Annotated in this window: 19 protein-coding genes; all 19 read left to right on the top strand. The window is 30.5% G+C overall.

Annotated elements, in window-relative coordinates; all coding sequences use genetic code 11:
- Positions 1 to 21 precede the first annotated feature (21 nt).
- The 19 genes from ACN0WI_RS03575 to ACN0WI_RS03485 all read left to right on the top strand — a co-directional run bounded on the left by ACN0WI_RS03575 (position 22) and on the right by ACN0WI_RS03485 (position 19533).
- A complete protein-coding gene (locus ACN0WI_RS03575; protein ID WP_417885251.1) occupies positions 22 to 1278 on the top strand; it encodes a sulfate adenylyltransferase subunit 1 in 1257 nt (418 codons plus the stop codon).
- Between the two features lie 11 nt (positions 1279 to 1289).
- On the top strand, positions 1290 to 2075 hold the full coding sequence (gene cysQ / locus ACN0WI_RS03570) for a 3'(2'),5'-bisphosphate nucleotidase CysQ (protein WP_417885250.1): 786 nt from the start codon (positions 1290 to 1292) through the stop codon (positions 2073 to 2075).
- Positions 2076 to 2114: 39 nt separating this feature from the next.
- A complete protein-coding gene (locus ACN0WI_RS03565) occupies positions 2115 to 3509 on the top strand; it encodes a nucleotide sugar dehydrogenase (RefSeq protein ID WP_417885249.1) in 1395 nt (464 codons plus the stop codon).
- A gap of 69 nt (positions 3510 to 3578) precedes the next feature.
- A complete protein-coding gene (locus tag ACN0WI_RS03560; protein WP_417885248.1) occupies positions 3579 to 4529 on the top strand; it encodes a GDP-L-fucose synthase family protein in 951 nt (316 codons plus the stop codon).
- Positions 4530 to 4570: 41 nt separating this feature from the next.
- Complete coding sequence (gene gmd, locus ACN0WI_RS03555) at positions 4571 to 5695, top strand: GDP-mannose 4,6-dehydratase (RefSeq protein WP_417885247.1); 1125 nt, start codon at positions 4571 to 4573, stop codon at positions 5693 to 5695.
- 113 nt (positions 5696 to 5808) lie between these two features.
- Positions 5809 to 6699: a glucose-1-phosphate thymidylyltransferase RfbA gene (gene rfbA / locus ACN0WI_RS03550; protein WP_417885245.1), complete on the top strand. Its 891-nt coding sequence runs from the start codon at positions 5809 to 5811 to the stop codon at positions 6697 to 6699.
- 164 nt (positions 6700 to 6863) lie between these two features.
- Entirely contained in the window at positions 6864 to 7880 is a 1017-nt protein-coding gene (locus ACN0WI_RS03545; protein ID WP_417885244.1) for an NAD-dependent epimerase/dehydratase family protein, read from the top strand.
- Between the two features lie 756 nt (positions 7881 to 8636).
- Positions 8637 to 8945, top strand: a complete 309-nt coding sequence (locus ACN0WI_RS03540) for a GDP-mannose 4,6-dehydratase (RefSeq protein WP_417885243.1) — start codon at positions 8637 to 8639, stop codon at positions 8943 to 8945.
- Between the two features lie 321 nt (positions 8946 to 9266).
- The gene (locus ACN0WI_RS03535; RefSeq protein WP_417885242.1) at positions 9267 to 10802 is read left to right on the top strand and encodes a hypothetical protein; all 1536 of its coding nucleotides are present in this window, start codon (positions 9267 to 9269) and stop codon (positions 10800 to 10802) included.
- A 1-nt stretch (position 10803) separates the two neighbouring features.
- Entirely contained in the window at positions 10804 to 11451 is a 648-nt protein-coding gene (locus tag ACN0WI_RS03530) for an acyltransferase (RefSeq protein WP_417885241.1), read from the top strand.
- 18 nt (positions 11452 to 11469) lie between these two features.
- Positions 11470 to 12030 carry an acyltransferase gene (locus ACN0WI_RS03525; RefSeq protein ID WP_417885240.1) on the top strand — a complete coding sequence of 187 codons (561 nt, stop codon included), beginning with the start codon at positions 11470 to 11472 and terminating at the stop codon, positions 12028 to 12030.
- 47 nt (positions 12031 to 12077) lie between these two features.
- Positions 12078 to 13295 carry an O-antigen ligase family protein gene (locus ACN0WI_RS03520; protein ID WP_417885239.1) on the top strand — a complete coding sequence of 406 codons (1218 nt, stop codon included), beginning with the start codon at positions 12078 to 12080 and terminating at the stop codon, positions 13293 to 13295.
- On the top strand, positions 13292 to 14329 hold the full coding sequence (locus ACN0WI_RS03515; protein ID WP_417885238.1) for a glycosyltransferase: 1038 nt from the start codon (positions 13292 to 13294) through the stop codon (positions 14327 to 14329). Before ACN0WI_RS03520 ends, ACN0WI_RS03515 begins: the two co-directional genes overlap by 4 nt.
- Positions 14330 to 14414: 85 nt before the next feature.
- Positions 14415 to 15047, top strand: a complete 633-nt coding sequence (locus ACN0WI_RS03510) for an acyltransferase (RefSeq protein ID WP_417885237.1) — start codon at positions 14415 to 14417, stop codon at positions 15045 to 15047.
- Between the two features lie 11 nt (positions 15048 to 15058).
- Positions 15059 to 16216, top strand: a complete 1158-nt coding sequence (locus ACN0WI_RS03505; RefSeq protein ID WP_417885236.1) for a glycosyltransferase — start codon at positions 15059 to 15061, stop codon at positions 16214 to 16216.
- Positions 16217 to 16290: 74 nt separating this feature from the next.
- Positions 16291 to 17202, top strand: coding sequence for a sugar transferase (locus tag ACN0WI_RS03500; RefSeq protein WP_417885235.1), 912 nt, complete (start codon positions 16291 to 16293; stop codon positions 17200 to 17202).
- A gap of 137 nt (positions 17203 to 17339) precedes the next feature.
- The gene (locus tag ACN0WI_RS03495) at positions 17340 to 17693 is read left to right on the top strand and encodes a serine O-acetyltransferase (RefSeq protein WP_417885234.1); all 354 of its coding nucleotides are present in this window, start codon (positions 17340 to 17342) and stop codon (positions 17691 to 17693) included.
- Entirely contained in the window at positions 17690 to 18790 is a 1101-nt protein-coding gene (locus ACN0WI_RS03490; RefSeq protein WP_417885233.1) for a glycosyltransferase family 4 protein, read from the top strand. The genes ACN0WI_RS03495 and ACN0WI_RS03490 overlap by 4 nt, the downstream gene beginning before the upstream one ends.
- Positions 18763 to 19533 carry a WecB/TagA/CpsF family glycosyltransferase gene (locus tag ACN0WI_RS03485; protein ID WP_417885232.1) on the top strand — a complete coding sequence of 257 codons (771 nt, stop codon included), beginning with the start codon at positions 18763 to 18765 and terminating at the stop codon, positions 19531 to 19533. Before ACN0WI_RS03490 ends, ACN0WI_RS03485 begins: the two co-directional genes overlap by 28 nt.
- The last annotated feature ends 28 nt before the right edge of the window (positions 19534 to 19561 follow it).

Below are 19561 nucleotides of genomic sequence, written 5' to 3'. Positions count from 1 at the left end.
TTATTGGATAAAGAGTTTTTAATGGAGATTAGTACCAATCAGTTACTTAGATTTACAACCGCAGGAAGTGTAGATGACGGTAAAAGTACCCTAATCGGGAGACTTTTGTTTGACTCGAAATCTATATTTGAAGATCAATTAGCTTCCGTGACAGCAACGAGCACCAAAAAAGGTTTCGATGGAGTCGATTTAGCATTATTTACCGATGGTTTAAAGGATGAACGAGAACAAGGTATAACTATAGATGTTGCTTATCGATATTTCACAACTCCTAAACGAAAATTTATAATAGCCGATACGCCTGGGCATATTCAGTATACTCGTAATATGGTTACTGGCGCTTCAACAGCTAATGCAGCGGTAATACTTATCGATGCTAGAAATGGAGTGATAGAACAAACTAAAAGACATGCTTTTATAGCATCTTTATTAAACATTCCTCATTTAATTGTTTGTATTAATAAAATGGATTTGGTCGATTATCAAGAAGAGGTTTTCGATAAAATAACGCATCAATTTGAAGAATTTAGTAGTAAGTTATTAGTAAAAGATGTTCGTTTTTTGCCAATTAGTGCATTAGTTGGAGATAATGTAGTTAATACCTCTGAAAATATGACTTGGTTTTCGGGTGGAACATTATTAAATGTTTTGGAGACATTACATATTAGCAGCGATATCAATAAAATTGATGCTCGTTTCCCTGTACAAACAGTTTTGCGTCCTCAAAACGAAAAATTTAGGGATTATAGAGGATATGCCGGTAGAGTTGCTAGTGGAATCTACCGAGTGGGTGATGAGGTTACTGTTTTACCTTCTGGATTTAATTCGAAAATTGAATCTATTAATAGTGGTGAAAAGGGTGTGCAAGAAGCATTTGCTCCAATGTCTATTTCAATAACACTAGAAGATGATATCGATATTAGTCGTGGTGATATGATTGTTAAAAAGAATAATCAGCCAGAGCCTTCTCAAGAGTTTGATGTAATGCTATGTTGGTTAAATAACGATGCAGCCAAACCACGAGCTAAATATAGCATACTTCATACTTCTAATGAAGAACGAGCAATGATTAAAGAAGTAGTGTATAAAATAGATATTAATAGTTATGAGCGAAAAGAAGGCGATAGTAATTTAAATATGAATGATATTGCCAGAGTTAAAATACGAACTACTCGTCGATTAATGATTGATGCGTATCGTGATAACAGAAATACAGGGAGCATTATTCTTATTGATGAAAACACTAATGAAACGGTAGCAGCCGGGATGATTATATAATGGGCATGCTGATGAATAATTATTTGGAGATTGCTCTTCAAGCCTGTTTTAAAGCTGCAGAATCGGTTATGAAAATCTATTCTACTTCTGATTTTGAAATTCAGTGGAAAGAAGACGACTCTCCATTAACAAAAGCAGATCTTGCTGCGCATCAACTTATAAAAAAAGAGTTAGAAAAGGCAGATTTGCCTATTTTATCCGAAGAAGGAAAAAAAATTCCTTTTGAAAAACGGAAGCTCTGGGAAACATTATGGATAGTCGATCCTATTGATGGGACCAAAGAATTTATAAAAAGAAGCGGAGAGTTTACTATCAATATAGGCTTAGTAACTCAAAATAAACCGGTTTTAGGAGTAGTGTATGCTCCTGCTTTGGGAATTATTTATTGGAATGATTCTTTTCAGAATGCCTACAAACTTCAAAATATATATAGCTATGCTGATTTTAAAGCAGCAGTTGATACAGCTAAGGTATTGCCGCTTCAAAAAATGCATCCTAATTATATAATCGCAACTAGTAAATCCCATCTTTCAGAAAAAACAAAAGATTTTATACAACAAAAATCAAAAAAAACTAAAGTTGAAATTTTAGCTAAAGGGAGTTCTCTGAAAATGTGTATGGTTGCAGAAGGAGCAGTAGATTGTTATCCACGTTTAGGAACCACTATGGAATGGGATACAGCTGCAGCCCATGCCATTTGTTTAAGTGCAAAAAAAAATATAAAAAATTATACTACAAATTTAGCGCTTGTGTATAATAAAGAAAGCCTGAAAAACGATTGGTTTTTGGCAAAATGATTTTGAGTACTAATTTATCCAACTATAAAAGAATATAATATGAAAGTTAAGAATATCTGTTGTATAGGTGCCGGTTACGTTGGGGGGCCTACAATGGCTGTAATAGCCCAAAGGTGTCCTGAGATTACCGTAACTGTAGTCGATATCAATGAAAAGCGTATCGCAGCTTGGAATGATACAGATGTTAATAATATACCAATATACGAACCAGGATTGGCCGAAATAGTTGAGGAAGCGAGAGATAGAAACTTATTTTTCTCTACGGATGTAGATGGGGCTATTGATAAAGCAGATATGATATTTATTTCTGTAAATACACCTACTAAAACCTATGGAATAGGTAAAGGGATGGCGGCAGACTTAAAATACATAGAGTTATGTGCACGGCAAATAGCGAGAGTTGCTACAAATGATAAAATTGTAGTTGAAAAATCTACATTGCCAGTACGTACAGCACAAGCGTTAAAGAATATTTTAGACAATACTGGTAATGGTGTTAATTTCCAGATACTTTCAAATCCAGAATTTTTAGCGGAAGGAACTGCGGTAACTGATTTATTAGCTCCAGATCGAGTACTTATTGGAGGAGATATTGATACAGAAAAAGGAAAAAAAGCAGTACAAACACTTGTCGATATATATGGGCATTGGGTAAAACCAGAACATATTTTAACCACTAATGTATGGTCTTCAGAATTATCCAAATTAACGGCAAACGCATTTTTAGCACAGCGTGTGTCTAGTATCAATGCGATGTCCGAACTGTGTGAGGCAACTGGTGCAGATGTGAATGAAGTATCCAAAGCAGTCGGAATGGACACCCGAATCGGGCCTAAATTCTTACAAGCTTCTGTTGGTTTTGGTGGTTCTTGTTTCCAGAAGGACATACTAAATTTAGTATATATCGCTAAATCTTTTGGATTAAATCAAGTAGCTGATTATTGGGAGCAAGTTATCTTGTTAAACGATCATCAAAAACGTCGATTTGCGGCTAATATTGTAAAGACATTATTTAATACCGTATCGGGTAAAAAAATAGCCATGCTAGGTTGGGCCTTTAAAAAAGATACCAACGATACGCGAGAGGCAGCTTCAATTTATGTGGCCGATTATTTACTAAATGAACAAGCTGAAATTGTAGTATATGATCCTAAAGTGACGGAAGAGCAGATTTATGCAGATTTAGATTATTTGGGTACTAGAAGCTCAGAAGAAAATAGAAAATTAATTACTGTCGTTAACGATCCAGAAGTTGCTTGTAGTGAATCTCATGCAGTTGCCGTTATGACCGAGTGGGATGAATTCTTAGAATTAAACTGGGAAAAAATTTATGAATCAATGTTAAAACCTGCATTTTTATTTGATGGTAGACGCCTATTAAATAAAAAAGATATGGAAGATTTAGGCTTTAAATTGTATACCATAGGAAATTAGATGCTAATTGGATTGTATTAATCGCTAAAAAATAAGATTGTTTTAAGGAATTGAATAAAAATAACTGTTATGGAGAAAACTGCTAAAATTTATATTGCAGGTCACCGTGGTATGGTAGGAGGGGCTATATGGAGGACTTTAGAGAATAAAGGCTATTCGAATTTGATAGGAAGAACAAGTAAAGAGCTGGATCTTAGAAATCAAAGTGAAGTTATTCATTTTATTTCAGAAGAAAAACCAGATGTTATCATAGATGCAGCAGCACGCGTTGGGGGAATTCTAGCTAATAATGAGTATCCATATCAGTTTATTATGGAAAACATGCAAATCCAAAACAATCTAATTAATGCAGCTCATGAATTAGATGTTAAGAAATTTATATTTCTCGGCAGCTCTTGTATCTATCCTAAATTAGCCCCACAGCCATTAAAGGAAGAATATTTGCTTACGGGTCCTTTAGAGCCAACCAATGAATGGTATGCCATAGCAAAAATTACCGGAGTAAAGAGCTGCCAAGCAATACGAAAACAATTTGGTAAAGATTTTGTTAGTTTAATGCCTACAAATTTATATGGAAAACATGATAATTTCGATCTTGAAACTTCACACGTGTTACCGGCAATGATTCGCAAATTTCATGAGGCAAAAGAAAACGGGAATGCACCGGTAACGTTATGGGGAAGTGGTACTCCAATGAGAGAATTTTTGTTTGTAGATGATATGGCAGAAAGTGTCGTTTTCGCTCTAGAAAATAAACTACCAGAACATTTATACAATATAGGTACTGGGTTGGATATTACTATAAAAGAATTGGCAGAAACCATACAAAAAGAAGTAGGGCATACAGGAGAGATAATATGGGATAGTTCTAAACCTGATGGAACGCCTCGTAAGCTTATGGATATTTCCAAGATGCATGATTTAGGATGGAAACACAAAGTCGAGCTGGACGAAGGGATTGAAAGAACCTATAATTGGTTTCTAGACAATATTGATAATATTAAAGAAGTGAAATTATAATATTAATAGTAGAAAATTAATACATACGTAATACTTTAAATATGAAAGTCGCACTAATTACAGGAATTACAGGTCAGGACGGATCTTATTTAGCCGAATTATTATTAGAAAAAGGCTATATTGTCCATGGAATTAAAAGAAGAGCTTCTTTATTCAATACCGATAGAATAGATCATTTATATCAGGATCCACATGATCCAGAACAAAGGTTAAAGTTGCACTATGGTGATTTAACAGATTCTATGAATTTGACCCGTATTATTCAGGAAACGCAACCGGACGAGATCTATAATTTAGGAGCAATGTCTCATGTCAAAGTATCTTTTGATTCCCCGGAATACGTAGGTAACGTAGATGGTTTAGGAACTTTACGAATTCTCGAAGCAGTGCGCTTATTAGGTTTAGAGAAAAAAACAAGGATTTACCAAGCTTCCACTTCGGAGTTATATGGAGGTTTACCAGAAAATAAGAACGCAAATGGTTTTTATGATGAAACTTGTCCGTTTTATCCACGCTCTCCTTATGGTGTAGCTAAAATTTATGGATTTTGGATAACAAAAAATTATCGTGAAGCCTATGATCTGTTTGCATGTAATGGTATTCTGTTTAATCATGAATCGCCAAGAAGAGGGGAAACTTTTGTTACAAGAAAAATCACCCGTGCTGTTGCTAAAATAGCCTTAGGTTTACAAGATAAAATTTATTTAGGAAACTTAGAAGCGCAACGTGATTGGGGGCATGCCAAAGATTATGTTCGTATGATGTGGATGATCTTGCAGGCAGATAAACCTGAGGATTGGGTGATTGCCACCGGAGTGACTACAACAGTAAGGGAATTTGTACGTATGGCTTTTGACGAAGTAGGTATAGAGCTGGAATTTAAAGGAGAGGGAGTTGATGAAAAAGCTTACGTAGTTGCTTGTAATGGAGATTATAAGATTGAAACAGGAAAAGAGGTGCTTTCTGTAGATCCTTCTTACTTCCGTCCTACCGAGGTAGACTTGTTGTTAGGAGACCCTTCTAAAGCTAAAGAAAAATTGGGATGGGTGCCGGAATATGATTTAAAAGCTTTGGTACATGATATGATGGAAGGTGATGTTAAATTGATGAAGAGAGATGTTGATTTACTAAAAGCTGGTCATACCATTTTAAAGCAATTGGAATAACATTAGATTTTATATTTCTTGAAAAAAATAAAATACAATTGTTGTTTTATTGAACCGTTTGTATGATTACACATTTTCAACAAAATTATATCCTATTTAATATATAGCTAAATATGAAAGGAATTATTTTAGCCGGAGGTTCGGGTACTAGGCTTTATCCAATTACTAGAGGGGTATCTAAGCAGTTGTTAAATGTTTATGATAAACCGATGATATATTATCCCTTATCGGTTTTGATGCTAGCAGGTATTCGAGATATATTAATTATATCTACTCCTCAGGATTTAACTCATTTTCAACGCCTTCTAGGAAATGGAAATGAAATAGGAATGCATTTTGAATATAAAGAACAACCAAGCCCCGATGGATTGGCACAAGCTTTTATACTTGGAGAAGATTTTATAGGAAATGATGATGTTTGTTTAGTTTTAGGCGATAATATTTTTTATGGACACGGCTTGACAGAATTGTTAGCCAATTCTGTGAAAAACGTAACTGAAAATAAAGATGCTACAGTATTTGGATATTATGTAAATGATCCGGAACGTTACGGAGTGGCAGAATTTGATAATGATGGAAATGTGCTTTCAATTGAAGAAAAACCAAAAGAGCCAAAAAGTAATTACGCAATTGTAGGCTTGTATTTTTATCCAAATTCAGTAATTCAGATAGCTAAAAGCATAAAACCAAGTAATCGAGGGGAATTAGAAATCACTTCGGTTAATGAAGAATATTTGAAAAAAGATAAATTGAAAGTTGAATTAATGGGAAGAGGATACGCTTGGTTAGATACCGGTACTCATGAATCGATGTTACAAGCGTCAAACTTTATTCAAACTATCGAAACGAGGCAAGGTTTAAAAATAGCTTGTATTGAAGAAATTGCTTACGATAAAGGATATATTAATAAAAATCAACTAGCAAAATTAGCGGAGTCTCTTCAGAAAAATACTTATGGTCAATATTTATTTAAAAAATTAAAAAAGAGTAGCTCTAATAATTAGATTTAAAAGATTTCTTGTTCAATAATGAATAAATAATGATGTTTAATCTTTACATAATAAAATATTTCAGGTATAGTTTATATTATTCCTAGACTTTATAATAATGAAAATTTTGAAGAAGGTATTCTGAAGACCGTATATTAAAAAGAATAAAAAATAGTAATATGAAAATATTAGTTACTGGTACAGCAGGTTTTATTGGCTTTTTTCTTGCAAAGAAATTATTAGAAGAAGGACATATAGTTATAGGTCTAGATAATATAAATGATTACTACGATACCAATCTGAAATATGCAAGACTAAATCAATTAGGTGTTTCTAGAGAGCATGCGGAACAATGGAATTTTCGTTGTGAATCTTCTAAATTTGAGAATTTTTCTTTTATTCGTATGAATTTAGAGGATAGAGTTGGGTTGCCTGAATTATTTCAATCTAAAAAAATTGAAATAGTGTGTAACCTAGCTGCTCAAGCGGGTGTGCGCTATAGTTTAGAGAATCCTGAAAGCTATATTGATAGTAACGTAGTTGGATTTCTTAATATTTTAGAATGTTGCCGCCATAATAATATTAAGCATTTATTATATGCTAGTAGTTCAAGTGTTTATGGTGAGAGTGAAAAAGAAATTTTTTCTGTTAGTGATAGGGTAGATCATCCTATTAGTTTGTATGCTGCTACTAAAAAAAGTAATGAATTAATGGCTTTTACTTATAGCCATTTGTATGGGCTTCAAGCAACAGGATTAAGATTTTTTACGGTCTACGGGCCATGGGGTAGACCTGATATGGCTATATTTTTATTTACTGATGCAATTGCAAAAGATAGGCCGATTAAAATTTTTAATAATGGTGATATGAGCAGAGATTTTACTTATATCGATGATATTATAACGGGAATTACAATTCTACTCAAAAAAGAGCCAGCGAAGAAAAATAATCCGAAGTTCTTTTTATCAAATATAGGTAATGGGAATCCACAACCATTAATGTCATTTGTAAATGCTATTGAATACAGTATGGGTAAAGTAGCAGAGAAACATTATTTACCTATGCAGCCAGGAGATGTGCTTAGAACTTCGGCAGATACAAGTGAGTTAACGAAGTTAGGTTATAAAAGCAATACTTCTATAAATGAAGGAGTAGAATCGTTTGTTAATTGGTACAAAGAGTTCTATAGCGTTTAATTTTATATTAGGAGTTATTAGTTATAGTTAAGCAAAAAAATAAATTGAAATTAGTTTTAATAATATAAAAGTTTATCATATATATTGCTATTTGAGAATAAATTAATAGAATAAAAACTAAATGATTTAATGTTACATTTATTAAAGTTATGGTCATACATATTACAGCTATTATAGAGCGATAATGTTTTATTTGGTAGAACTATTATTAGAAAAGGATACATTGTAAATGGTATTAAGAGAGAATCTTAATCAAATTGATTATTTGTATCAAGATTCTAACAATACAAAAACGAAAATTGAAATTTCATGATTGAAATTTAACAGACTCTATTAATTTTATCTGTATCATTCAAGAAAATCAATCAGATTAAATTTATAACCTAATGCAATGTCTCACATGTAAAAGTTTCTATCGATTTTCTTGAGCATATTTGGAATGTTCACATATTAGTTTAAAAATATCAAGCTTTGAATTTATAATTAGGGCTACCTGAAAATAAAAATGTAAATGGTTTTCATGATAAGACTTGCCGTTTTATCTAAGTTTTTCTTATGGGGTAGTAAAGACTATAGCTATGCATATGATATCTAAGCTTGTAATGGTATCTAGTTTAATCATGAATAACCTAGGCGAGGTTAGATTTGTTAAAAGAAAAATTATCCGTGGCGTTGCTAAAATGGCACTATGTTTACAAGATGAAATTATAGGGAATCTTGAAGCTCAAAGTGACTATGGCATGTTAAAGATAACGTGTGTATGATTTGGATGATTCTTCAAGCTTAAAAAGCAGAAGATTGGGTGTTGCTATTGTTGTAACTATAAATTTACGTATGGCTTTTGGAGAAATAGATATTAGGTTAGAATTTAAAGAAGTAGATGATAAAGCATACGTAGTAGATTATAAAAATAAGAATTATCAGGTAGAAATAGGTGCCAAAGTATTGTTTTTAGATTCTTCCTATTACCATCCTACAGAAGTAGATTTATTATTAGGAGATGTTACAAAATCTAAGGAGAAATTAGGATGGATTTCTGAGTGTTATTTAAAAGATTTGGTTTAAGATATAATGGTGGGGGTAAATTGGTGAAGAAAGTTGTTGTTGATTTTTCGAATGCTAGTAATAGAATCTAAAAAGAGGTTTTTATTTCAGATGTAAGATATCATGTTTAACTTTAAAATGTCATGTCATCTTTATTCCTATAAAAACATATATGTGTATGTCTCTATTAATTAGTTTTCACTGTTTTATTACAAAATAAGTAGAACATGAAATATTTACCTTTTATTTTAGATATGGGCTATTTTTTGTTAGCTCATAATATTCAAAAAATGTTCATAATGTTTGCATTAAGAAAAAAAATAGATATCATAAATAGGATATATGAGTAACAATAATATAAAAAAGAGAACTGTAATTAATGCAGTGGCTTTATATGGAAAAATTATAATAAATGTTTTTGTTGCTTTTTTTACTACAAAAATTGTACTTGAATTTTTAGGGAAAGTTGATTTTGGACTTTATAGTTTGATAGGCGGGGTAGTAGCAATGTTATCGTTTCTTAATGGGGCACTGCTACAGTCTACACAAAGATATTTGTCGGTAGCTATAGGTAAGGAGGATAAAAAGGGAACTCAACAAATTTTTAATTCAGGTTTTGGTTTACATATACTTATGTCTATTATTTTAGTTTTACTTTTTTTGGGTGCTAAACCATTTCTTTTTAATGGTTTTCTTAAAATTCCTCCTGATAGAATAAATGCGGCTATTAACACTTACTATTTGGTTATAGCTACAACAAGTATTACTTTTTTTACAATTCCTTATAATGCAGCTATAAATGCGCGTGAAGAGATGTGGTTTTTTGCGATTACCGATGTTTTAATGTCGCTTATGAAATTAGGATCGGCAATTTTAATAATGTTTATTAATGATAATTCAGGTGATTTATTGGTAATATATACAGGAGGAATAATGCTGTCAACATTAATAGTACTAGTTATAAAGGCAGTTTGGAGTAATAAGAGATATTTTGAATGTCAGTTAGTAGGTTCAATGTTATGGAATTGGAAACAAATGAAAGATCAACTTGGTTTTACGGGTTGGAATACTTTAGTAACGATCGCTGTTTTATTCAGAAATCAAGGTATCGCTGTGGTCTTAAATGTCTTTTTCGGGCCAGTGATTAATGCGGCTTATGGGTTAGCAAATCAAATTAATTCATTAGTTGCAAACTTTTCTACTACATTATCGACCGTATTTGCTCCGCAGATTATACAAAGCTATGGGTCAGAAAATAGAGAGAGGATGTTACGGCTTACTATTTTTTCTTCAAAAATAACGTTGCTTATGTCTACTTTATTAGGTTTCCCATTTTTGCTTGAAAGTCGAACAGTCTTAGTATTGTGGTTAAACGAGGTTCCAGAATATGCCTCAATTTTATGTAAACTTGTTATTATATTGTTTATTATTTCACAATTTTATCCCGGACTTGTAAGAGCTTTATATGCTGAAGGGAATATTAAATTGTATCAAATAACTGTATCAGTATTACTTATTATTCCGGTTTTAATCGGTTATGGTCTATTTGAGTTGTACGACTTTGAACCTCAGGTAATCCTTTATTTAATGATTGTTGGACAAATAATAGCTTTAATTTCTACTATACAATTTGCGAAAGTTAAAGTAGGATTAGATGCAAAGCATTTTTATGTATCATCTGTTTTAAAACCAATCATAATTTTTGTAGGAACCTTTGCATTTGTTTATGTTTTAAAAAGCTTTATAGACAGTGGGATAATGAGAATACTATTTGTTATTTTATGTACATCCATATTATTAGCTTTACAATTCTATTTGTTAGTTTTTACTAAAGAGGAGAGAGAGCAATTTGAATCAATCTATAAAAAAATATGGTAAAATGTTTAAATTGATAAAAAAAATTAAAATGATAAGGGCTCGAAAACGAATACTGAACAATGTTACGTTCAAAGGGGAACCATATTCTTTTCATGTGTCTTCCAATGTTATTCTTGTTGATAATTCGGATAAAAAAGATATCATAATTGGCGATCGTGTATCCATTTGGGGATCTTTATCTTCTCATAACCATGGTAAAATAATCATGGAAGATTACTCTAAGATAGGTGCTAATACCCGTGTATCTAGTGTCAATAAAATTGTTATTGGTAAATATTCAACAACTGCAGAGGGATGTATCATAATAGATAATAATAACCACCCTGTTAATCCTGAGTATAGATTGGCTATGAGGAAAACTCCACATGGGAGTGAGATGAGAAATTGGAAGTATTCTGATAGTGCCCCAATTATAATAGGAGAAAATGTGTGGCTAGGAAGGTATGTCACAGTTCTTAAGGGTGTGACAATAGGTGATAACGCAGTAATTGCAGCAAATTCAGTGGTGACTAAGGATGTACCGGCTAATTCAATAGCTGCGGGTAATCCTGCAAAAATAGTAAAGAAAAACATAGATAAAGAACCTCTTTCATCTTTAGCACAAGAAGCTTTAAAGAATTTTTATAAGGAATACAGTACTACAGGATAATCAAAATATAAAAAAATAATGTTATTAATAGATGTTTTAATAAAAATTTATTACAAATTAAAGCGAAGAAAACTTTTAAAACAATTTTCTTCCATTGGAGATGATTTTACATTTAATCCTAAAGGTAGCCATTTTATATGTGAGAACATACATATAGGAAATCATGTAAGTATTGGGTATAATGCAAATTTTATTGCAAGTATAGCTAAAATCTATATAGGCGATCACGTTATGTTCGCACCTAATGTAACTATTCGTGGAGGGGATCATAGAATAGATATTATGGGAAGATATATTGACACTGTAACTGATGAAGAGAAATTACCGGAAAATGACAAAGATGTAGTTTTTGTGGGTGATACTTGGATAGGAACGAACGTTACTATTTTAAAAGGTGTGACAATTGGTAGGGGAGCTGTTATTGCAGCAGGAGCCTTAGTGATAAATGATGTGCCTGCTTATGCTGTATTTGGAGGAGTACCTGGAAAGGTGCTGAAATATAGATTTACAAAAGAGCAAATTATAGAACACGAACAGTTGTTATACGGTAAAGTTCTTACATCGGTAGAAGCATTATAAGCCGAATATCATTTATCATATAAAAAATATAGAGTAATTGAACATCTATGAAAATAAAAATTTATTATTTAATAGCATTCGTATTGCTCATAATGATGATTTTGCCCCATTTTGTTAAACTTTCTGGAATGGGGGGGGGGGTAAAAGTACCTGGGCTTCTTGGTGGTGTTTGTTTGATTATGTTAGCTAGAAATAAAAATTTTAATAAAAGTTTTTATTCAACTCCTGTAATATTATGGGGAATTTTAATGTTATATCATTTTATAAATGCATTACTAAAAGATGTTCCAAATACAAATATTAATGTGTTTTTTGGGAATGTACTAAATACAACAATCGTTTTTGGTTTAACGGTATTTTTGGCTAGTCAAAATTTTAAAAGAACTGTGTTAGTCTTACTGATTGCGTATATAACTTACCAATTAATTGTACTTTCTTATTTTGGCGTTTCGTCTATTAATTTTAAGGCTACAGAGAGATTGTCAGATGAAGAATCTTTATTTCACGCTAATATGATAGGGCAGTATGCCGGTTTTGGTACCTTTTTGGCTGTTTTTTTATCAAGTGTTTATAGAAATGCTACTAAATACTTTTTAGTATTGTTCGTGTTTTTCTTAGTTTTTACGTTGCTTACAGAATCTAGAAATGCACTTATGATATTGGGTATTGCCTTGGTTGCTTTTCAGGTTAAATATGTATTGAATAGCAGGAAAGTAGGAAATAAAATTTATTTAATAAGTATCGCAGTTATGTTTTCAATTCTGATACCTTACATTTTAAATTATACTAGTGCTGGATCACGTTTTACTGCAGCATTGAGTGGAGAGATTATGCATGTGAGTAAAACTTACGAAACAAATACCATATTTGATTCTTTATTAGGTGAACGCGTAATATATTATGTTTTAGGCTTCGGAAATTTTGTTGATCATCCAATTAATGGTATAGGATTATGGAACTTTAGTAGTTATAATGATTTTGAATTTCCGCTACATTCTGAATATATGGTTCATTTGGCAGAAGGAGGGTTTATTGGCTTTACATTGTACTTAATTTTTATTGGTTATTTTATAAAGAAATTTAGAAAGTATAAGGATAGATCAAATCCATTATATTGGCAATTACTAATATTATTTATAGTAATATTATTTATCGGAATTACAGCTAGAGAATTTGCATATAATCAATTTTTTCCGATGTATGGGCTTATTGTTGCTTTTCTTAGTTCTAGCAGCAATGTATTTTTAAAAAAAAATCAAATATGAATATAGCATTTACTTTACATAGATTCAGATATGGAGGTGGGGAGCGCGTTCTTTTAACTCTAATGAAAGAGTTAGAGAATAGAGGGCATAATATACTATGTATAACATGGAGTAAAGAAGTAAATAAAGGGCTTTCATCAAATGTTGTTTATTTTAGAACCAATAATAATGACAGCAAATTGATCAAATATAGAAGAAGATTAAATGAAATAAAAAAGGTATTTCGTGAGAGTGAAATAGATGTTTTTATTGCGTTTGATTATGATATTGTGTTTTATCATGCTGCAAGATGTATGGGAATAAGATCTATATATTCTCTTAGAATTGATTTAGGTTTTATGAATAAAATAAAGAACAGGCTTATTGTTAATAGTCTTTTTTTATTAGCTAATAAAATAGTTTTTCAAACAGAGAAAATTAGAAATTCGTTTCCAGGAATTATTAAGAAAAAAAGTATAGTAATACCTAATCCAATTTTAGATACATTACCTTCTATACATGAAAATAGAGAAAGAAAGATAGTAATCGTGGCTAGATTAGCTCAGGAAAAATGTCATGAAGGTTTACTTAATGCATTTTCTAAAATGAACGATTTATCTTACCATTTACATATTTATGGAGAAGGCTACTTAAAAGAATACCTCGTAAAACAAGCTAATGATTTACAAATTTCAGATAGAGTACATTTTGAAGGGCGTGTTGATAATATAGTAAATCACATTGCTGATGCTGAAATATTGGTTTTAAATTCAAATGGAGTTGAAGGAATGCCAAATGCTTTAATAGAGGGTATGGCTATGGGGTTAGCTTGTATTAGTACTGATTTTCCATCTGGTGCAGCGTTAGACTTAATAAAAGACGGTAAGAATGGTGTTATTATACCGATGAATCAGGAGCAACCTTTAATCGATGCTTTAAACTTACTCACTAATAATGATGTTTTAAGAAGAAACATACAAGAAAATGCAGTAAATATTAGAACTCATCTGGAAAAGTCTAAAATAGTTAATAGGTGGCTAGATTTAATAGATTGATTTTATTGTGAAGGATAATATGGTAAATGTTTACGGTTAGAGTAAATTTTAGGTTTAAACTAGATTTTTAGGATTTAATAATTTAATGATGAAATTTTTATTACGTTTTTTAATCAATTTTTTTGATAAGATTTATAGAAGAATACTCAATATCTACTCTAAGTTTTATTGTAAGGTTATTTTTTATTTGTATAATATAAATTATAAAAAATTCACTGTTTATGGTAAACCTTTTTTTAGAATAGCACAGACTTCTAAGGTTTTTTTTGGAGATAATGTAACATTTACAAGTGGTAAGAATTTTAATGTTATTGGTGGAGACATTAGATTAAATATTTTAGTAGGAGAAGGCGCGTCACTTATTTTTGGAGATAATATAGGTATATCTAATTCAACGTTTGTATGTAGAAAATCAATTACAATAGAAGATAATGTTTTGGTTGGGGGTGGATGTATATTTTATGATACAGATTTTCATACCATACATGGTGAAAAGCGTATTAAATATTTTATTGATAAAGAAATAGACAAGGATGCGATTTCTAAAGATATCCATATTTCAAAAGGAGTATGGATTGGAGGGCATTGCATTATTTTAAAAGGTGTACGAATAGGTGAAAACTCTATTATTGCTGCTGGAAGCGTAATTTCTAAAAGTATACCGCCAAATCAAATATGGGGAGGAAATCCAATTACTTTTATTAAAAATATTGAATAAATAATAAAGAAATGAGAAAAAAACTTGTGTTTTTTGACTTAATTTCAACGGGTCACCATCTTGAGTATCTTTATCATATAAGTGAAAATTACAGTTTGTTTAAACACGCAGATATCACATTTGCTGTAAATCATGATTTCGTCTCAATTTATGAAGATAAATTTGGTAGATCGGTAAATAAGGGAATTAAAATTAATACACTCACAGAAGAGGAAAGCCAAATCTTCTCTAGTAAAAGTGGTTTTAAAAACTATTATTTTCAATATAAGAAGCTTAGAAGTATTTTGAAATTGGGGGAATATGATTCTTGTTTTATTATGGATATATACCCCATTTCTTTTTTTCTCTCTTTTTCAAGATTACCTTGCTCGTTGGCTGGTATATATTTTATTCCCATTTTTAAGAATACAAAAGATTTTTCCAGTAAGCTTAAGCGTAGTGTTTTAAAGTGTGTTATAGCTAAAAATAAATGGAATAATATTTTTGTATTAAATAATCCTACAACTGCAAGCATTTTGAATAAAGAGTATGGAGTTTCTATTTTTAAATCACTTTCAGATCCAATTTTAGATCTTAAAAAATTAAAAACCATCAAAGAGGATAGTGAAGTGTTTAAAATCAATTTTAAAAATAAAATTAGTTTTCTGCATTTTGGATCCTTAGCCGATAGAAAAGGAACTTTAGAAATCATTAAATCATTAAATTATTTATCACCAGAAATTTTATCTAATATTCATATTATTCTAGCAGGTAAAGCAAGTAGAGATTTTGAAAATCAAATAAAAACATTAATTGAGGAATTTAATATAAGTAATTATATTAGTTTTTATAGCGGATTCTTATCATATACAGAAATTGATTATTTATTAACAAAATGTAGTTATGTTTTACTGCCTTATAAATTTTCTGAAATGTCAAGCGGTATAATTGGTCACTCAGTTAATTATAATACACCAATCATAAGTTGTGATAATGGCGCTATAGGTGATATTTTGGTTAATTATAAAGTTGGAATACCTATTAAACCGACAGCTAAGGATATTGCAAAAGTAATTAGATTTTTGAAAACTTCCGATTTTATTATAGATGTTGAGTTAGCTAAAAAATATTTACAATTGAATTCTGACGAAGAGTTTGTAAATACTATTATTAAATCAGTTTGTCAATAGCTATTTGTATTTTAAAAATTAGCTTTCGATGGTTTAAATGAAAAATAAAATCTAATCATTAGTGTACTATTATTATGAATAATTTAGCGCCAATTTGTTTATTTACTTATAATCGCTTGGAAGAGACTAAACAAACAGTTGATGCTCTTAAAAATAATTATCTTGCTGTTAAAAGCGATTTGTTTGTTTTCTCTGATGGAGCCAAAAATGATGTAACTCAAGTAAAAGTTAATCAAGTAAGAGAGTACCTCAAAACAATTTCAGGCTTCAATTCTATTTCTATTTTTGAATCACAAAATAATAAAGGACTAGCTGATTCTATTATTGAAGGTGTGACTAAAATTATTGAGAAATTTGGCAAAGTAATAGTCATAGAAGACGATTTGTTGACATCACCTAATTTTTTAAATTTTATGAATGAGGGATTAGATTTTTATAGATTTAATGTTCATATTATATCTATTTGTGGATATAATATGAAAATTAAAGATGTTAGGGGGGATGATTATCCATATGATATCTTTTTTGCTAAAAGATCTGCCTCTTGGGGTTGGGCCACTTGGTCAGATAAATGGAATGGGATAGATTGGGAAATAAATGATTTTAAAGACACCTTTAAGGATAGAAAAGCTATCAAGGATTTTAACCAAATGGGGAGTGATATGTTTAAAATGCTTAAAGATCAACAATTAGGTTTAAATAATTCTTGGGCAATTCGATATTGTTATCACCAATATAAAAATAATCTTTATAGTGTTTTTCCTATACTTTCCAAAGTACGAAATATAGGCTTTTCTTCTGAAGCTACACACACCTTTCAAAAATATAATCGATTTGATGTGGAATTGGATACAGAGCTTAAAGTTAATTTTAAATTTAGTGATGAGGTCGTTCTTAATAAGAGAATACTGAAAAGCTTTAGGGGAATTAATAGTATTTTAATGAGAATATACTCGAAAATACGAAACAAAGTGAATAATATATGATTTTTGTCGATTGGAATAGAAATAAAAGTAACCCGAAGGCAAGACTTATTTTGATACTTTATAGAATAAGTCATTTGGCTTCAACTAATAAAATTATATTTATATTATTTATCCCATATTTAATATTTTATAGGGTTTTGATAGAGTGGGTTTTAGGAGTAGAGTTGCCTTATAAAACTAAAGTTGGTAAAGGATTAATTATATATCATGGACATTCACTCGTGATTAATGATGGAGCTATTATTGGTGATGATTGTACATTGAGACATTGTACAACTATAGGCAATAAAGAAAAATCTGATGGTAGTTTTTCATCTTCTCCTAAAATTGGCAATCTTGTAGACATAGGAAGTAATGTTTGTATTATAGGGCCAATACATGTTGGGAATAACGTAAAGATAGGTGCAGGTAGTGTTGTGGTAAAAGATATTCCTGATAATTGTATTGTGGTTGGAAATCCTGCTAAAGTAATAAAGAAAAATATTTTATGAAAAGTCATTCGAGAGTTTTATTTATTTTGCATATGCCCCCTCCTGTACATGGTTCTGGAATGATGGGAAAATATATTCATGATAGTGAATTTATAAATAGTGTGTTATCGACTAGGTATGTGAATTTAAGTACATCTAAATCTATAAAAGAGATTGGTGGAGGAAGCATAAAAAAGTTTTTTAGATATATTAAGATTATAATTAGAGTAATGTACACTCTTATTACTTTTCGTCCTAAATTATGCTACTTCACAATAGCAGTTAATCCTCCGGCATTCTATAAAGATTTTTTTTTAATTATGTTGATAAAATTTTTTTCTAAAGCGAAAATAGTTTATCATTTTCATAATAAAGGTATTAAAGAAAATAAAAAAAATCATTTAAAGCGACTGTATCATTTAGCATTTAGTAACACTAATGCTATTATTTTATCTGAAAAGCTATATGAGGATATTTCTGATTTTTTTTCAAGAGACAAAATTTTCGTTGTTCCAAATGGAATCCAATATCAAAATTTTTATAAAAGTGAAGTAAAGGACAATTTCATTATATTGTTTCTTTCAAATTTAATTAAAACAAAGGGGGTTATTGAATTATTGGAAGCGTGTAAAATATTAAGTGATAAAAATGTTAAGTTTAAATGTTGGTTTGTTGGTGGGGAAGGAGATATTTCTGCGATAGACTTTGAGAATATAAAGATGAATTTAAATTTAAAAGATAATGTAGAATTTTTAGGAAAGAGATATGGTAGTGATAAAGAAAAGATTTTTTTGAGTTCGAGTTTATTTGTGTTTCCAACTTTCTATAAAAACGAAACTTTTGGTATAGTTAATCTGGAAGCAATGAATGCTGGTATACCAATTATTTCAACAGATGAAGGTGCAATTTCTGATTTAATAGAGAATGGTTATAATGGATTTCTTATTGAAAAGCAAAATTCTGAAATATTAGCAGAAAAAATTTATTATTTATATTGTAACAAGGATATTGCTCATCAAATGGGTTTAAATGGAAGGAAAAAGTTACTCGCTGAATTTACTATAGAAAAGTTTGAAAAAAAATTATTGAATTGTTTGCAAAATATAATAGAAGATTAATCTTGAAAAAAAAACGCATTATTAGCATTGATCTGAGTATAGGAAATTATTCCGAGTTTTTAAAGAATATTTTAAATCTAGCAAAATCTAGGATTTCCTCATATGTTTGTGTGGCAAATGTACATATGTGTATTGAAGCTTATAAAAATAAAGGTTTTGCAAAAGTTGTTAATAATGCAGATATGGTCACACCAGATGGAATGCCACTCGCTAAAGGTCTAAATATGCTTTATGGTATAAAGCAGGGTCGCGTTGCGGGGATGGATCTACTACCAGATTTATTAAAAATTTTCGAAAAAGAAAAAATCAATGTTTTTTTCTATGGAGGAACTCAGACAATGCTAAAGAAAACAAAAGAATATTGTGCTACAAATTATCCGAATTTAAATGTTGTAGGCTTAATTAGTCCACCTTTTAGAGAGTTGCTTGATGAAGAAAAAAAGACTTATATATCCCAAATCAATAACAGCGAAGCTGGTTTTGTTTTTGTTGCTTTAGGGTGCCCAAAACAAGAAAAATGGATGGCTGAAATGAAAGGTGAGATCAATGCGTGTATGATCGGTATTGGTGGAGCGCTTCCGGTTATGGTTGGTATGCAAAGGCGTGCCCCTAAATGGATGCAAAAAATTTCAATGGAATGGTTGTTTAGATTAAGTCAAGAACCAAAGCGTTTATTTAAAAGATATGCGTATACAAATTCATTATTTATATATTTGATGTGTAAAGAACTAATGAAAAAATAAATTAATTTATACAAAATATTTAATTATT

The organism is Zunongwangia sp., from assembly GCF_048269745.1.
In the GTDB taxonomy this organism is placed as follows: domain Bacteria; phylum Bacteroidota; class Bacteroidia; order Flavobacteriales; family Flavobacteriaceae; genus Zunongwangia.
The sequence above is the reverse complement of the archived record's forward strand: the minus strand, read 5'-3'. Positions and strand labels throughout refer to the sequence as shown.

What these genes read in the sequence shown, in the direction of transcription:
- gmd (WP_417885247.1), top strand. Translation starts at nt 4,571, where the DNA reads ATGAAAGTCGCACTAATTACAGGAATTACAGGTCAGGACGGATCTTAT.
- ACN0WI_RS03500 (WP_417885235.1), top strand. Translation starts at nt 16,291, where the DNA reads ATGAATAATTTAGCGCCAATTTGTTTATTTACTTATAATCGCTTGGAA.
- ACN0WI_RS03505 (WP_417885236.1), top strand. Translation starts at nt 15,059, where the DNA reads ATGAGAAAAAAACTTGTGTTTTTTGACTTAATTTCAACGGGTCACCAT.
- ACN0WI_RS03565 (WP_417885249.1), top strand. Translation starts at nt 2,115, where the DNA reads ATGAAAGTTAAGAATATCTGTTGTATAGGTGCCGGTTACGTTGGGGGG.
- ACN0WI_RS03530 (WP_417885241.1), top strand. Translation starts at nt 10,804, where the DNA reads ATGTTTAAATTGATAAAAAAAATTAAAATGATAAGGGCTCGAAAACGA.
- ACN0WI_RS03510 (WP_417885237.1), top strand. Translation starts at nt 14,415, where the DNA reads ATGATGAAATTTTTATTACGTTTTTTAATCAATTTTTTTGATAAGATT.
- ACN0WI_RS03525 (WP_417885240.1), top strand. Translation starts at nt 11,470, where the DNA reads ATGTTATTAATAGATGTTTTAATAAAAATTTATTACAAATTAAAGCGA.
- ACN0WI_RS03535 (WP_417885242.1), top strand. Translation starts at nt 9,267, where the DNA reads ATGAGTAACAATAATATAAAAAAGAGAACTGTAATTAATGCAGTGGCT.
- rfbA (WP_417885245.1), top strand. Translation starts at nt 5,809, where the DNA reads ATGAAAGGAATTATTTTAGCCGGAGGTTCGGGTACTAGGCTTTATCCA.
- ACN0WI_RS03560 (WP_417885248.1), top strand. Translation starts at nt 3,579, where the DNA reads ATGGAGAAAACTGCTAAAATTTATATTGCAGGTCACCGTGGTATGGTA.
- cysQ (WP_417885250.1), top strand. Translation starts at nt 1,290, where the DNA reads ATGAATAATTATTTGGAGATTGCTCTTCAAGCCTGTTTTAAAGCTGCA.
- ACN0WI_RS03490 (WP_417885233.1), top strand. Translation starts at nt 17,690, where the DNA reads ATGAAAAGTCATTCGAGAGTTTTATTTATTTTGCATATGCCCCCTCCT.
- ACN0WI_RS03520 (WP_417885239.1), top strand. Translation starts at nt 12,078, where the DNA reads ATGAAAATAAAAATTTATTATTTAATAGCATTCGTATTGCTCATAATG.
- ACN0WI_RS03575 (WP_417885251.1), top strand. Translation starts at nt 22, where the DNA reads ATGGAGATTAGTACCAATCAGTTACTTAGATTTACAACCGCAGGAAGT.
- ACN0WI_RS03515 (WP_417885238.1), top strand. Translation starts at nt 13,292, where the DNA reads ATGAATATAGCATTTACTTTACATAGATTCAGATATGGAGGTGGGGAG.
- ACN0WI_RS03545 (WP_417885244.1), top strand. Translation starts at nt 6,864, where the DNA reads ATGAAAATATTAGTTACTGGTACAGCAGGTTTTATTGGCTTTTTTCTT.